The 13,517-nt window shown below is 33.3% G+C and carries 17 protein-coding genes; 2 read left to right on the top strand and 15 right to left on the bottom strand.

Annotated elements, in window-relative coordinates:
- Positions 1-11 precede the first annotated feature (11 nt).
- The 15 genes from tolA to pstS form a co-directional block, all read right to left on the bottom strand.
- The gene (tolA, locus tag CF386_RS06000) at positions 12-1,085 is read right to left on the bottom strand and encodes a cell envelope integrity protein TolA (protein WP_089073497.1); all 1,074 of its coding nucleotides are present in this window, start codon (positions 1,083-1,085) and stop codon (positions 12-14) included.
- A 4-nt stretch (positions 1,086-1,089) separates the two neighbouring features.
- A complete protein-coding gene (gene tolR / locus CF386_RS05995; RefSeq protein ID WP_089073496.1) occupies positions 1,090-1,542 on the bottom strand; it encodes a protein TolR in 453 nt (150 codons plus the stop codon).
- 4 nt (positions 1,543-1,546) lie between these two features.
- Positions 1,547-2,233, bottom strand: coding sequence for a protein TolQ (gene tolQ, locus CF386_RS05990; protein WP_089073495.1), 687 nt, complete (start codon positions 2,231-2,233; stop codon positions 1,547-1,549).
- On the bottom strand, positions 2,230-2,436 hold the full coding sequence (locus CF386_RS13055) for a hotdog family protein (RefSeq protein ID WP_225971689.1): 207 nt from the start codon (positions 2,434-2,436) through the stop codon (positions 2,230-2,232). The genes tolQ and CF386_RS13055 overlap by 4 nt, the downstream gene beginning before the upstream one ends.
- Positions 2,433-2,624 (bottom strand): hotdog family protein, encoded by a 192-nt coding sequence (locus tag CF386_RS13050; RefSeq protein ID WP_225971688.1) that lies wholly within the window; start codon positions 2,622-2,624, stop codon positions 2,433-2,435. Before CF386_RS13050 ends, CF386_RS13055 begins: the two co-directional genes overlap by 4 nt.
- Positions 2,625-2,681: 57 nt before the next feature.
- Positions 2,682-3,713: a Holliday junction branch migration DNA helicase RuvB gene (gene ruvB, locus CF386_RS05980; RefSeq protein WP_089073494.1), complete on the bottom strand. Its 1,032-nt coding sequence runs from the start codon at positions 3,711-3,713 to the stop codon at positions 2,682-2,684.
- A 14-nt stretch (positions 3,714-3,727) separates the two neighbouring features.
- Positions 3,728-4,330 (bottom strand): Holliday junction branch migration protein RuvA, encoded by a 603-nt coding sequence (gene ruvA / locus CF386_RS05975; RefSeq protein WP_089073493.1) that lies wholly within the window; start codon positions 4,328-4,330, stop codon positions 3,728-3,730.
- A 72-nt stretch (positions 4,331-4,402) separates the two neighbouring features.
- The gene (ruvC, locus tag CF386_RS05970) at positions 4,403-4,873 is read right to left on the bottom strand and encodes a crossover junction endodeoxyribonuclease RuvC (protein WP_089073492.1); all 471 of its coding nucleotides are present in this window, start codon (positions 4,871-4,873) and stop codon (positions 4,403-4,405) included.
- The gene (locus CF386_RS05965) at positions 4,870-5,613 is read right to left on the bottom strand and encodes a YebC/PmpR family DNA-binding transcriptional regulator (protein WP_089073491.1); all 744 of its coding nucleotides are present in this window, start codon (positions 5,611-5,613) and stop codon (positions 4,870-4,872) included. The genes ruvC and CF386_RS05965 overlap by 4 nt, the downstream gene beginning before the upstream one ends.
- A 14-nt stretch (positions 5,614-5,627) precedes the next feature.
- On the bottom strand, positions 5,628-7,379 hold the full coding sequence (aspS, locus tag CF386_RS05960; RefSeq protein ID WP_089073490.1) for an aspartate--tRNA ligase: 1,752 nt from the start codon (positions 7,377-7,379) through the stop codon (positions 5,628-5,630).
- Positions 7,380-7,492: 113 nt separating this feature from the next.
- A complete protein-coding gene (cspE, locus tag CF386_RS05955; RefSeq protein WP_089073489.1) occupies positions 7,493-7,702 on the bottom strand; it encodes a transcription antiterminator/RNA stability regulator CspE in 210 nt (69 codons plus the stop codon).
- A 241-nt stretch (positions 7,703-7,943) separates the two neighbouring features.
- Positions 7,944-8,690 carry a phosphate ABC transporter ATP-binding protein PstB gene (gene pstB, locus CF386_RS05950; protein ID WP_089073488.1) on the bottom strand — a complete coding sequence of 249 codons (747 nt, stop codon included), beginning with the start codon at positions 8,688-8,690 and terminating at the stop codon, positions 7,944-7,946.
- A gap of 1 nt (position 8,691) precedes the next feature.
- Positions 8,692-9,525 carry a phosphate ABC transporter permease PstA gene (pstA, locus tag CF386_RS05945; protein ID WP_089073487.1) on the bottom strand — a complete coding sequence of 278 codons (834 nt, stop codon included), beginning with the start codon at positions 9,523-9,525 and terminating at the stop codon, positions 8,692-8,694.
- Position 9,526: 1 nt separating this feature from the next.
- Positions 9,527-10,474 carry a phosphate ABC transporter permease subunit PstC gene (gene pstC / locus CF386_RS05940; RefSeq protein WP_089073486.1) on the bottom strand — a complete coding sequence of 316 codons (948 nt, stop codon included), beginning with the start codon at positions 10,472-10,474 and terminating at the stop codon, positions 9,527-9,529.
- Between the two features lie 40 nt (positions 10,475-10,514).
- Positions 10,515-11,552, bottom strand: a complete 1,038-nt coding sequence (gene pstS, locus CF386_RS05935) for a phosphate ABC transporter substrate-binding protein PstS (RefSeq protein ID WP_089073485.1) — start codon at positions 11,550-11,552, stop codon at positions 10,515-10,517.
- Positions 11,553-11,740: 188 nt separating this feature from the next.
- On the opposite strand from pstS, the gene cmoA reads away from it, so the two are divergent.
- Both cmoA and cmoB read left to right on the top strand, forming a co-directional pair.
- Positions 11,741-12,466: a carboxy-S-adenosyl-L-methionine synthase CmoA gene (gene cmoA, locus CF386_RS05930; protein ID WP_089073484.1), complete on the top strand. Its 726-nt coding sequence runs from the start codon at positions 11,741-11,743 to the stop codon at positions 12,464-12,466.
- A 55-nt stretch (positions 12,467-12,521) separates the two neighbouring features.
- Positions 12,522-13,493, top strand: coding sequence for a tRNA 5-methoxyuridine(34)/uridine 5-oxyacetic acid(34) synthase CmoB (gene cmoB, locus CF386_RS05925; protein ID WP_089073483.1), 972 nt, complete (start codon positions 12,522-12,524; stop codon positions 13,491-13,493).
- Positions 13,494-13,517: the final 24 nt, after the last annotated feature.

The following is a 13,517-nucleotide window of genomic DNA, read 5'->3' as shown; positions in this document are numbered from 1 at the left end:
ATGTATTCTCACTAATTAGTCGATGGACTGAAATTCAAGGTCCAACCATTTTGAAACTCTTTTGATAGCTCTGCATCTTCGGGCATTGGGAATACTCCAACTTTCCTAATTGCAACCTGCGCATCTTGGCATAAATCCTGTGGCCCACTCTGCGGAATAGCACTAATAACTCGCCCTGAGGCACTCATCCTAAAGTTTAATGTACAAGTTTTGCCATTATAAGAAGGTCTTGTAATGAATTTAGCTTCTATTAATGCAATATATTTATCTCTATAGTAGGCAATAGTACTTTGTTTTTCACTTTTTTTAGCCGCACTTAATTGATTTTTTTCTGATGCTAAACCCTGAAAAACACTATCCAATTCTTTAGCTTTTGCTGCTGCTTCCTGCTTCGCTTTCTCTGCTGCTGCTTTTGCTGCAGCATCTTTCTTAGCTTTCTCTGCTGCTGCTTTCGCTGCTGCCTCCTGCTTCGCTTTCTCTGCTGCCGCTTTAGCTGCTGCCTCCTGCTTCGCTTTCTCTGCTGCCGCTTTAGCTGCTGCCTCCTGCTTCGCTTTCTCTGCTGCCGCTTTAGCTGCTGCCTCCTGCTTCGCTTTCTCTGCTGCCGCTTTAGCTGCTGCCTCCTGCTTCGCTTTCTCTGCTGCCGCTTTAGCTGCTGCCTCCTGCTTCGCTTTCTCTGCTGCCGCTTTAGCTGCTGCCTCCTGCTTCGCTTTCTCCGCTGCCGCTTTAGCTGCTGCCTCCTGCTTCGCTTTCTCTGCTGCCGCTTTAGCTGCTGCCTCCTGCTTTGCTTTCTCTGCTGCCGCTTTAGCTGCTGCCTCCTGCTTTGCTTTTTCTTCAGCTAGCTTTGCCATTTCTTCTTGTTTTGACTTCTCATCTACAACTTTACCAGCCTGCTCAGGCTTTTTATTTTGTTTATTTTTCATCAATGCAAGTTGTTGTTCTATTATTTTAGGATCAACAACCACAGCCTTTATGGAAGATGGTGGGGTTGTATTTTTAAAAACAGGTTTATAAATCAGTAAGGCTAACAATAAAGCATGAATCAATATTGAAATAACAAAAGCAAGTTTAAAATTTTTTAGTTTCATATAATTATGCTTTTTTATTAATTAAATCTGTCATTAAACCAACTTGTTTAACTCCAACTTGCCTTAACTCATCCATAACAGTAACAATATCTGCGTATTGAGCTTCAGAGTCTCCACCAACTAAAACAGTAGAATCTGGCTTTTCGGCAAGTACTTGCTTAACTTTGTTATATATTTCATTTTTTGTTAAGTCTCTTTCTACTGGTTCATTATCAATGCTTAAACCGACGCTACCATTTTTCGTCACCTCAACGATTATAAAAGAAGCATCACTTTTGTTTCCGGAAAGCTCAGCCGCAGTTTTTGCAGTTTCTGTTTTAGGCAAATTAACATCCACACCTTGTGTAACGTATGGAGCTGTAACCATAAAAATAATAAGTAAAACAAGCATTACATCAATATATGGAACCACATTAATTTCAGCAGTGAGCTTTCTTTTTTTTCTCTTAAAAGACATTTCTTTATTCCTCAGTATTTAAAGAAGATTGTCTATGTAAAATACTTGAAAACTCTTCCATAAATGTCTCGTATAAATGCTCAATTTTCGATACTTTATTTGTTAACCTATTGTAAAACATTACAGCTGGGATCGCTGCAAACAGACCCATTGCAGTTGCTACTAAGGCCTCTGCAATACCAGGGGCAACCATTGACAAGGTAGCTTGCTTAACTGAACCTAGAGCTATAAATGAGTGCATTATACCCCAGACGGTTCCAAATAAACCTATATATGGACTTATAGAACCAACTGTTGCTAAAAAGGGTAAATTATTTTCAAGGGCATCTACTTCTTTAGAATAACTAATTCTCATAGCTCTTGTTGTTCCCTCTAAAACATATTCTGGGTTTTTGTTATGAGTTCTATGTAATCGTGCATACTCTTTAAAACCAGCGTAAAATATTTTTTCAGATCCTTGGATTTTATCTTTTTTTATTTGCGCTTCTTTAAATAAAGAAGAAAGTTCAATTCCAGACCAAAATCTTTCCTCAAAATTTTCTGTATTTTTTTTTGTTTTTTTCAAAAAAGCTGTTCTTTGTATAATTACAGTCCAAGAAAAAATAGATAAGGCTAATAGTAATAACATTACAATTTGAACAAGGTGACTTGCCTGTAAAAAAAGTTGAAGAATGGATGTATCTGAATTCACTTATTTATCTCCTGTAAAATTTGTTCAGGTATTCTTAATGGTTTTAAATTTTTAGTATGAACACATGCTATCGTAATATTTGCTTTACACAAAACTTTATTATCAGAATTAACTAAAATCTGACAAAAATTAACACTTGTCTTTTTTTTATAAAGGATATCAGTAAAAACTATTAATTCATCTTCAAAAAATGCTGGTTTCAAAAAGAAAGATCTGCCTTTGCTACTACAAAACAAATTTCATTTTTTAAAAGATCTTTTTGATATATGTTTTTATCTTGTAAATATACAGTACGTGCTCTTTCAAAAAACTTCAGATAATTTGAGTGATAAACTAATCCTGTAGCATCAGTATCATCATAAAAAATTTTAAATTTGTACTCATGTTTCATGGAAAAATTAGGATTATATCTTTTTATTTATAATACATAATGTATGTAAAACATCAATCATTGATTCTTGTTTGATAACGCAAATAAATTATTTTTTTTAAATTGGGTAATGCCAAATTCAGTAATAATTCGTCCTCTAGGTGTTCTTTGTATAAATCCTTTTTGTATTAAAAAAGGTTCAATAACATCTTCTATGGTTTCCTTAGCTTCTCCAATTGCGGTAGCTAAATTATCTAAGCCAACAGGTCCAAAATTGAACTTTTCGATAATAACAGATATTAATTTTCGGTCTAAATAATCAAAACCCAAATCATCAACGTCTAATAAATTTAACGAATCATTAGCGGTTTCTTCATTAATACAACTTCTTTGACCGACCTCAATGTAGTCTCTTACTCTTCTTAGTAACCGATTGCAGATTCTTGGTGTGCCGCGAGACCGTCTTGCAATTTCATAAGCACCATCTTCATCAATATTAACATTTAAAGACTTTGCATTATTAATTAAAATATTTTTTAAATCTACAGTATTATAAAACTCTAAGCGCTGTGTTATTCCAAATCTATCCCTTAAAGGAGAAGTTAACGCACCTGCTTTTGTTGTAGCACCTATCAAAGTAAATGGAGGTAAATCAATTTTTATGGATCGTGCAGCTGGTCCCTCACCAATTAAAATATCTAACTGAAAATCCTCCATTGCAGGATATAATATTTCCTCAATGTTAGGTGAAAGCCTATGAATCTCGTCAATAAATAAAATGTCATTTTCTTCAAGATTTGTTAATAAAGCAGCTAAATCTCCCTGTTTTTCGATAACAGGGCCTGATGTGGTTTTGAGATTTACTCCCATTTCATTTGCAATTATATGAGATAATGTTGTTTTTCCTAGGCCTGGAGGACCGAATATTAAGACATGATCAAGTGAGTCTCCCCTGTTTTTAGCTGCCTCAATAAAAACAGCCATTTGTTTTTTTACTGGTTCTTGTCCTACATAATCTTTTAGAAATTTAGGTCGTATAGCCTTATCAATGACCCTGTCGTTATCTTGTTCATTATCATCAACATTAAAAACTCTATCTATTTCCAACATAACTGAACACCCTATCAGTTTATCATACTTTTAAGTGCATATTTTATTGTGTCTTCTAAACTAAAATCTTGTTTAAAAATATTCTTGACGGTCTTTCTCGAATCAGTTTCTCGATATCCTAAAGAAACCAAAGCATTAACAGCTTCAGACTCAATATTAGAATTGTTTTCAGAGAGACTAACATCATAATTTAATCCAGCTAATTCTGTATTGAAATCTTCAAGTTTATCTGCAAGCTCAACAATTAACCTATCAGCTGTTCGTTTACCAATACCTGGTATTTTTAATAACTGTTTTGTATTTTTTTCAGAAATAGCAATACAAAATTCTGAGGCATTCATGGATGACAAAATAGCTAAACCAAGTTTAGGCCCAACTCCATTTGCTTTAATTACCTCGCAAAAAAGAGATTTTTCCAAAGATGTTAAAAATCCATATAAAAGTTGAGCATCCTCCCTAACCACATAATGAGTAAAAAGACTCACTTCTTCAGAAACCTGTGGTAAATTGTAGAAGTTAGTCATAGGTATTGAAATCTCATAACCGATTCCATTAACATCTAAAATAATATTAGGGGGGGTTTTACTCAGTAATTTACCTCGAATCTGGCTTATCATTTACTCATCCTGAACTTTATTGGAATTAATAGGTTAACTTATAGCTGTTTAAATATCCAGTAAAAATTCTATCTAAGTTCGGATATTATGAGCACAACAAATTGATATTGCTAAGGCATCAGAAGCATCTATTTGCAATTTCCCTTGTATATTCAAGAGATAGCAAACCATATGTTTTACCTGTTCTTTAGACGCTGAACCCTTGCCAACCACATGCTGCTTAATTGTGCGTGGTGCAAACTCTAAAACATCTAAGTTTTGATTTTTTGCCGCAGCTATTGCAGAGCCTCTTGCTTGACCTAATTTTAGTGCTGATCCTGGGTTTTTCCCCATAAAAACATTTTCTATTGCACAAATATGAGGCCTAAACTCCAAAATTACAGCTGTTAAGTCCTGAAAAATTTCTCCAATTTTTGAAGGAATGTCAGAAGAAGTGGTCTTAATGCAACCACTTCCTAAATAATTTAATTTATTTTTATGAAAACTAATGACCCCGTATCCAGTAACTCTAGAGCCAGGGTCTATGCCTAACACAATCATTATAGTTTTTCTGCTACTTCTTCCGATACATCACCATTATGATATACTTCTTGAACATCATCTAAGTCTTCTAATGCGTCAATTAATCTTAATAATTTTGGTGCAGTATCGATGTCTAGTTCTGCTTTTGTAGAGGGCATAAGAGTTACTTCGGCATTCTCTGATTTAAACCCTGCTTCATCTAAAGCATCTTTCACTGAACCAAAATCTTCAGGCGTGGTTATAACATCAATAGTTTTATCATCATAAACTTCCACATCATCTGCACCAGATTCAATAGCAACTTCCATAATTAAATCTTCATCCACATCATTAGAATAATTAATTACTCCTTTTTTTGTGAATAAATAACTAACACTTCCATCTGTTCCAAGATTACCTCCAGCTTTACTAAATGCATGCCTAACCCCAGATACAGTTCGATTTCTATTATCAGTCATGGTTTCTACCATCACTGCGGTCCCACCTGGTCCATAACCTTCGTAAATTACTGTTTCAAGGTTTTCATCACCGTCTCCACCTGCACCTCGTTTGATTGCACGGTTAACTGTATCCCTGGTCATATTGTTAGATAAAGCTTTATCAACAGCAGCCCGTAGTCTTGGATTATTTTCAACTTCAGGTCCACCTTCTTTAGTAGCAACAACAATTTCACGTATTAATTTTGTGAATATTTTCCCTCTTTTTGCATCTTGTGCTGCTTTTCTGTGTTTAATATTGGCCCATTTACTATGTCCCGCCATAATTCACCTCAAATTTATTCAACTGTTATCGAAAGATCCTTTAATACATTTATATCTACTGAAGATGGAGCATTCATCATTAAATCTGATGCGGAAGTGGTTTTTGGAAATGCGATAACATCTCTAATGTTATTAGTTCCAACTAATAACATCACCAATCTATCTAAACCAAAAGCTATACCACCATGAGCTGGTGCTCCGTACGATAATGCTTCGAGTAAAAACCCAAACTTATCTTGTTGTTCATCTTCATCTAAATGTAATAACTTAAAAATTGCGGCTTGTATCTCTTGTGAATGAATTCTTACTGATCCACCACCCACTTCATAGCCATTAATTACCATGTCATAAGAGTTTGAGAGTAATTCTAGAGGATTCTCTAGTATTTTATCTACACTTGTTTCTTTTGGACTTGTAAAGGGATGATGCATTGCTTGAAGATTCCCATCTTCAGAAGTTTCAAACATTGGAAAATCAACTACCCAAAGTGGTTGCCACTCATCTAAGCGTATTAAATTTAAATCGTTACCTATTTTATTTCGTAATTCGCCTAGAATATTTAATACATTTGATTTTTTATCTACACTTATAAATAAAATATCGCCATCTTCAGCATCACAAGCTTTTATTATATTATTAAGTATTTCATCTGTTAAAAACTTTTTAATGGAAGATTGGATTCCATTTAATCCATCTTTAATGTTATTTAACTTTATCCAAATTAATCCTTTAGATTTGAATGTTTTTGCGTAAGCAATATAATTATCTATTTCTTTTCTTGAAAGTTTACTTCCATTAGGAATACATAAACCTTTAACATAGTTTTCATCACTCAAAGATTCTTGAATAATACCAAGTGAACATGAAGATAATGATCTTTTAAAATCAATAATTTTCAATGGATTCCTTAAATCAGGTTTATCGCTACCATATGTTTCCATAACATAATCATATGTATAAACTGGAAATTGAGGTAATTCAATATCTAAAGTTTGAGTCCACAATCTTCTTACTAATGACTCCGCAATATTTCTTATTTCTGCAGATGTTAAGAAGGATGTTTCAATATCGACCTGAGTAAACTCAGGCTGCCTATCAGCTCTTAGATCTTCATCTCTAAAACATTTTACAATTTGATAATATTTATCAAATCCAGCAACCATCAAGAGTTGTTTATAAATCTGTGGTGATTGAGGTAAAGCATAAAAATCCCCTGGGTGGACTCTACTTGGAACTAAGTAATCCCTAGCACCTTCTGGTGTAGATTTTGATAACACTGGGGTTTCTATATCTAAAAAGTCATGCTCTTCTAGAAAATTTCTAATTATAGATGTAATTCGAGAACGTGCCTTTAATTTTTGAGACATCTCAGTTCTTCTCAAATCTAAATATCTATACTTAAGACGCTGCTCTTCAGAATTATTTTGATTAAAATCAAGTGGCAAGTTATCAGCAGAGCTGATAACTTTTAAAGTATTTGCATTTATCTCAATTTCACCAGTTGTGATTTTATGATTTATTTGTTGCTGTGGCCTTAAACGAACATGCCCTTTTATCTCTAAACAAAACTCATTTCTAATCTTAGATAAATCATCATTTGTTTCAATATGTTCAGGATCAATTACAACTTGAACAATACCCTCACGGTCTCTCAAGTCAATAAAAATCAAGCCTCCCAAATCTCTTCTTTTTTGCACCCATCCATTAAGGGTAATAAATTGATCTTTATGAGATGTATCAAGACGACCACAGTATTGCTTATACATAATTTAATTCCTATAACTCGCTATTTTGAAAGTCATTATAAACGATAAAGAGAAAGAATAAATAAAAAAAAACCAGCCATTGGCTGGTTTTTCAAAAAATTTTTAAGTCTTTATTAAAGCTTAGTTACATTAGCAGCTTGAGGACCTTTTTGACCTTGCTCTAACTCAAAAGATACTTTTTGACCTTCATTTAAAGTTTTGAAGCCTTCAGATTGAATAGAACGAAAATGTACGAAAACATCTGCATCACCATTATCTTGAGTAATAAAGCCAAAACCTTTACTTTCGTTAAACCATTTTACTGTTCCAGTCATTTTAGACATATTTAGTCTCCTATTTTTTACTATAAAATTTGTACGTTCAAGCCAAACTTAGAATTATTTATAACTAACTAACATTTATGATTCAAAGCTTCTTACTTTATACTATTTATAATAAAAACTCGAAGTATTTACTAAATCTCAATCATGTAGCAGATAAATAGGTCTGATTATCAGGCCGTTAAACAAGTAAAGTATATCATTTATTTTTACAAATTTATACCTTAAAGTTTAAAAAAATTAATTATTCATGTGAAATATATTCTTTAGTTCTTTGATCTTGAGGCGATTCAAAAAAATCTTTAGTATTTCTGTACTCAATAATTTCACCTTTTATCATAAAACAAGTTTCGTCCGCTACTCGCATAGCTTGTCGTAAATTATGAGTAACTAAAATTACAGTATATTTATTTTTTAGATTAACTAAAAGTTTTTCAATTTTTTTTGTAGATGCTGGATCTAAAGCAGAAGTTGGCTCATCAAGAAGCAGTACATCAGGTTCAGTAGCCAAAGTTCTAGCAATACAAAGTCTTTGCTGCTGTCCACCGGACAAGCCTGTGGCTGGTTTATGAAGCTTATCCTTAACTTCATCCCATAATGCAGCATCTTTCAAATGTTCTTCAATCTTCTCTTGATGCAAATTTTTAGGGACTCCGGCCATCTTAAGAGCAAACGTTATATTTTTTAAAATGCTCATTGGAAAAGGCGTCGGCTTTTGGAAAACCATCCCTACTTTAGCTCTTAAGGAGTTAATATCAGTTCCTCGTTCTAAGATATTGTCCCCAAATAGTGATATTTCTCCCTTTGCTTTTTGTCCAGGGTGTAATTCATAAATTCGATTAAAAGTTCTAAGTAAAGTGGATTTACCAGATCCAGATGGGCCAATTAACCCAGTAATTTGTTTTTCTTTGATGTCAAGATTAATACCAAAGAGCGATTGAATTTCACCATAATAGAAATCTAATCCACTAACTTTAATTGCTGTTTCCATTTTAATGACCTTCTTTTTTTCTTAATAATGAACGACTAATCATACTACTAGCTAATACGAAAATAGTAATTAATAATGCACCGCCCCAAGCTAATTGATTCCAGTCATCATAGGGACTCAATGCATATTCATAAATTGTAACAGGTAAATTAGCCATAGGTTTTGATAAACTCAGTGATGGAAATTGAGAGTTTAAAACAGTAAATAACAATGGGGCTGTTTCACCAGTGATTCTTGCCATCGCTAGAATAACTGAGGTAACTAAACCAGAGCGAGCAGCTCTATATACAATGAATATGGTAACTTTCCAACGAGGTGCTCCTAGTGCACTAGCTGATTCGCGTAATTGCATAGGTACTAAAGATAGTGCATCCTCACTAGCTCGCATAATAATTGGTAAAGCTATAATAGCAAGCGCGACCGCACCTGCATACGCAGAGTAATGCCCAAAAGGAATTACAATGATACTATAAACAAATAGACCAACGATAATTGAAGGGATACTCAATAAACTATCATTAAAGAGTCTAATATATTTTGCAAGCTTTGTTCCCTGTCCAAACTCCACAAGCCAAGTTGCACCCAATATTCCTATAGGAGTAGCAATCAATAAAGATAAGCCGGTTAAGATTAAGCTCCCATATATGGCATTACTTAACCCACCATTTGAACCAGTTGATGCAGTTGGAGTCGTTAAAACACTCCAGCTTAGTCCAGACAAACCCTTCGAAACTAAAGTCCAAAAAATAGAGAACAAGGGACTTAAACAAATAATAACTCCAACAACACAAAAAAGAATATAAATAGAGTTAGATACATTACGTTTCAAATTCATTTTAGTGATCCTCAGAATACTTAGCCAAAATAAATCTTGAAAGTAAGATAACAGCTATAGTTATAACGAACAATAAAAACCCGGTTGCCATTAAAGCATTTGCATGAACTGCACTTGTAGCTTCTGCAAACTCATTCGCAATGGAAGAGGCAATAGTTGTAGCAGGCATTAATATTTGTGTTGGTAAAACATGAGCATTACCAATGACGAATGTGACCGCCATTGTTTCCCCAAGTGCTCTACCTAAACCAAGCATAGAAGAACCTAAAACACCAGATTTAATATATGGAAACAATACTTTTGATGCAACTTCATATCGAGTGGATCCTAATCCAAAAGCAGCTTCTTTCAATTGCATCGGTACACTATTAAGCAGTTCTATAATCATTGCAGTCATAATTGGAATAATCATTATGGCAAGAACCAACCCAGCAGTCAGCATGCCAATGCCAATAGGAGGTCCTTGAAAAAAAGAACCTATTAAAGGTATTGAGCCTAAAACATTATTTACGAAAGGACAGATATAATCTCGCATAAATGGAACAAAAACTATCAATCCCCAAAAACCAAATATAATACTTGGTATTCCTGCTAACATATCAATTAATCCGCGCAGCAGAATTGCCAGCTTTCGTGGTGCTAGTTCACTACAAAAAAAAGCACATAATATACTTAATGGCACAGCAAATACAATTGCAATTACGGCACTTATTAATGTTCCCGCAATTGCAGTCAAAGCTCCAAATTGTTTAGCTGGTGGATTCCAATCAGTACTAATTATAAAGTCCCAACTTAGAATGTTTTTACTATTTAAATAGATAGAAATTACTATTGCAATGAGTAAAATAAGTGACACAAAAGATAATGTTTTGGTCAAAGAATAGAAATATGAAGTGCCAGAACCCTTTCGAATTCTGGCATCTTTTTTTGAAATACTATATGTTGACATTAAATGCCCAACTCCAATATTAAAATTTTAATAACGCTATTTATTTTGTTACAGGCCATGAAGTTTCAATTTTACCATAAACAGCATCAGGGATTGGGATATAGTCTAATTGTTTAGCAAGCTCTTGTCCATTCTTATATGACCATTTGAAGAAATTAAGTGCATCAGTAGCTTTAGAGTTAGCAGATACTTTTTTACCATTTTCATCTTTGTAATGAACTAAACAAAAAGTAGACATTGCCATTGGCCATGATTGTGCACCTGGTTGATCAGTTAAGATCATGTCATAACCTTTCTTAGCTGCATCTTCCCAATTAGCATTTGAAGCAGCCGCTGAAAATGTTTCAAATTTTGGTGTTACGACCTTGCCATCTTTATTTTTCATGCTGGTTACTGTTAATTTATTTTGAAGAGCGTATGCATATTCAACATAACCAATTGAACCTGGTAAAGTTTTAACATACTGAGCAACACCAGCATTCCCTTTACCACCCAAACCAGTAGGCCATTGTATTGCTGAGTCAACCCCAGGTTTCCAGTTTGATACTTTTGATAAGTAATTGGTAAAGTTGTAGGTTGTACCTGAACCATCCGAACGATGAACAACAGTAATAGCAAGATCAGGTAATTTAACACCTTTGTTTAGTTTAGCAATTTTAGGGTCATTCCACTTTTTGATGTCTCCCTGAAAAATAGCAGAAAGAGTTGGTCCATCAAGAACTAATTTTCCTGTTTCAACACCTGGAATGTTAAAAATAGCGACAATCCCACCCATTACCATTGGAAACTGCACCAACTTGTGATCATTTAACCACTTAAGAGGTTTGGGCTCATCTGAACATGCAAAATCAACAGTACCACTATCACCAGCAGTAATTTGTCTTAATCCACCACCTGAACCTATTGCAGCATAGTTTACTTTGTTACCAGTTGCTTTATTATACGCTTCTGCCCACTTGTATAGTGCAGGTGCAATCGCACTCGAACCAGCACCGCTAATAGTAGATGCTGCAAAAGCACTTGAAGAAACACATATTCCAGCAATTACAGGAACAAGCAAGGAAAGTTTAGTTTTCATGTTTTTACCTATTTAATTAAAATTATCACCAATCAATTGAGTATATAATCACACTATATTATTACACTTTTATTTCAACTTTGTTACAGTTTTGAGACACCGAAATTCATTATAATGTTGTTTTTGTTTTTTTATGATAAAAAAACACTTTTTATGTTATAATTTTTTTTTTTAAATTTATATAAACAATGAAAACCGACAAGTTATATTCTAAATATATTGAAAATATTAAAGACTTTACTTTTGATGAACAGGTAGCTGAGGTATTTTCAGATATGGCTGTTAGATCCATACCTGGTTATCGTGAAATCATAAAGGGTACTGCTGAACTATCTAAATATTATGCAAGTGAACATTCATCATTATATGATTTGGGTTGCTCTTTAGGCGATGTTTTATTAAGTATTGATAAGGTTTTAGATGTTAAAAATGTAAAATTGATTGGTATTGATAACTCTCCTTCAATGTGTGCAAAGTGCAAACTTCATATTTCCAGTTTCAAAACTTCAAATGATATTTTAATCATTAATGAAGATATACAACTTTCAAGTATAACTAATGCATCAGTAGTCATACTAAATTTTACTTTACAGTTTTTAAAACCCTCAGTAAGAGATGAATTAATCCAAAAAATATTTAACTCTCTTATCCCAGGAGGTGTTTTAATTTTATCTGAAAAGTTTAAATTCGAATCACCTTCAATCAATCAAATTCTAACCTTATTACACCATGATTTTAAAAAACGAAATGGTTATAGTGATCTTGAAATTAGTCAAAAAAGAAACGCGATCGAAAATATTATGAAAACTGATACAAAAAATCAACATTATACAAGATTGGCAAAGGCAGGATTTAGTAATATCGAGATCTGGTATAATAATCTCAACTTTGGTTCATTCTTGGCAATTAAATAATTTTTTAAGAACATATATTAATATAAAATTTCTTTTAACAGTAGGTTTATAATTAATGCAATATTTTAAATCTTTTTACAATTATATTTTAAATGAAAAAGAACTATCTGTTTGGATAAAAGATATCCCTTCTCTTTTAATTCACTGGGAAGAAACTAAAAACAGTGACTTTGAATCATGGAAAAAAATAATAAAAAAAATACCCATTATTCAATCGCCTTTAACAGAATTAAAAAATCAAGTAGCACTGACTAATCTAAGTGAATGTATTAACAAAGAAGACATCTTAAAGCTAGAATCTTTATTAAAAAAACTCAGCCCCTGGAGAAAAGGGCCTTTTACATTTGGACCTATCAAAATTAATACAGAATGGAGATCTGATTGGAAATGGAAGCGAATTATTCGACATATAGCTCCTCTCAAAAATAGAAAAGTATTAGATGTTGGCTGTGGTAACGGATATTATATGTGGCGTATGCTTGGAGAAGAAGCTAGATCAATTATTGGCGTAGACCCTTCTCAATTATTTTTTTCACAATTTAATGCTTCAAAAAAACTTCTTGGTATCAATAATGATATTTATTTTATACCACTGCCTTTTGAAAAAATACCACCTGCTAATTGTTTTGATACTGTCTTCAGCATGGGAGTACTTTATCATAGAGTCTCGCCTATTGAACATTTATCCCAACTTCGTGACCAGTTAAGGCCAGGAGGTGAATTGGTTCTTGAAACTATGGTTGTACCAGGTGATGAGACAACTGTTCTTGTTCCTAAAGGAAGATACGCACAAATGAGAAATGTATATTTTTTTCCATCCTCAAAAGCATTAGTGGTCTGGTTAGAAAAGTGTAAATTTACTAATATTAAAATTGTCAATGAAAGTGACACAACCATTGAGGAACAGAGACAAACAGATTGGATGAAATACAATTCCTTAGATTCATTTTTAAATTCCAATCAAAATTTAACAGTTGAAGGTTATCCCCCTCCAAGAAGGGTAATAATAACAGCAAATAGACCTTAACTTTTCACGCAGCTTATATAAAAA

Origin of the sequence: Paraphotobacterium marinum (assembly GCF_002216855.1) — a bacterium.
Lineage (GTDB): Bacteria > Pseudomonadota > Gammaproteobacteria > Enterobacterales > Vibrionaceae > Paraphotobacterium > Paraphotobacterium marinum.
Note: the sequence above shows the minus strand (reverse complement) of the source record. Positions and strands in the feature narration are given on the sequence as shown.

What these genes read in the sequence shown, in the direction of transcription:
- ruvA (WP_089073493.1), bottom strand. Translation starts at nt 4,330, where the DNA reads ATGATAAGCCAGATTCGAGGTAAATTACTGAGTAAAACCCCCCCTAAT.
- CF386_RS05965 (WP_089073491.1), bottom strand. Translation starts at nt 5,613, where the DNA reads ATGGCGGGACATAGTAAATGGGCCAATATTAAACACAGAAAAGCAGCA.
- tolR (WP_089073496.1), bottom strand. Translation starts at nt 1,542, where the DNA reads ATGTCTTTTAAGAGAAAAAAAAGAAAGCTCACTGCTGAAATTAATGTG.
- cmoB (WP_089073483.1), top strand. Translation starts at nt 12,522, where the DNA reads ATGCAATATTTTAAATCTTTTTACAATTATATTTTAAATGAAAAAGAA.
- aspS (WP_089073490.1), bottom strand. Translation starts at nt 7,379, where the DNA reads ATGTATAAGCAATACTGTGGTCGTCTTGATACATCTCATAAAGATCAA.
- pstC (WP_089073486.1), bottom strand. Translation starts at nt 10,474, where the DNA reads ATGTCAACATATAGTATTTCAAAAAAAGATGCCAGAATTCGAAAGGGT.
- pstS (WP_089073485.1), bottom strand. Translation starts at nt 11,552, where the DNA reads ATGAAAACTAAACTTTCCTTGCTTGTTCCTGTAATTGCTGGAATATGT.
- tolA (WP_089073497.1), bottom strand. Translation starts at nt 1,085, where the DNA reads ATGAAACTAAAAAATTTTAAACTTGCTTTTGTTATTTCAATATTGATT.
- ruvB (WP_089073494.1), bottom strand. Translation starts at nt 3,713, where the DNA reads ATGTTGGAAATAGATAGAGTTTTTAATGTTGATGATAATGAACAAGAT.
- cspE (WP_089073489.1), bottom strand. Translation starts at nt 7,702, where the DNA reads ATGTCTAAAATGACTGGAACAGTAAAATGGTTTAACGAAAGTAAAGGT.
- CF386_RS13050 (WP_225971688.1), bottom strand. Translation starts at nt 2,624, where the DNA reads ATGAAACATGAGTACAAATTTAAAATTTTTTATGATGATACTGATGCT.
- pstB (WP_089073488.1), bottom strand. Translation starts at nt 8,690, where the DNA reads ATGGAAACAGCAATTAAAGTTAGTGGATTAGATTTCTATTATGGTGAA.
- cmoA (WP_089073484.1), top strand. Translation starts at nt 11,741, where the DNA reads ATGAAAACCGACAAGTTATATTCTAAATATATTGAAAATATTAAAGAC.
- pstA (WP_089073487.1), bottom strand. Translation starts at nt 9,525, where the DNA reads ATGAATTTGAAACGTAATGTATCTAACTCTATTTATATTCTTTTTTGT.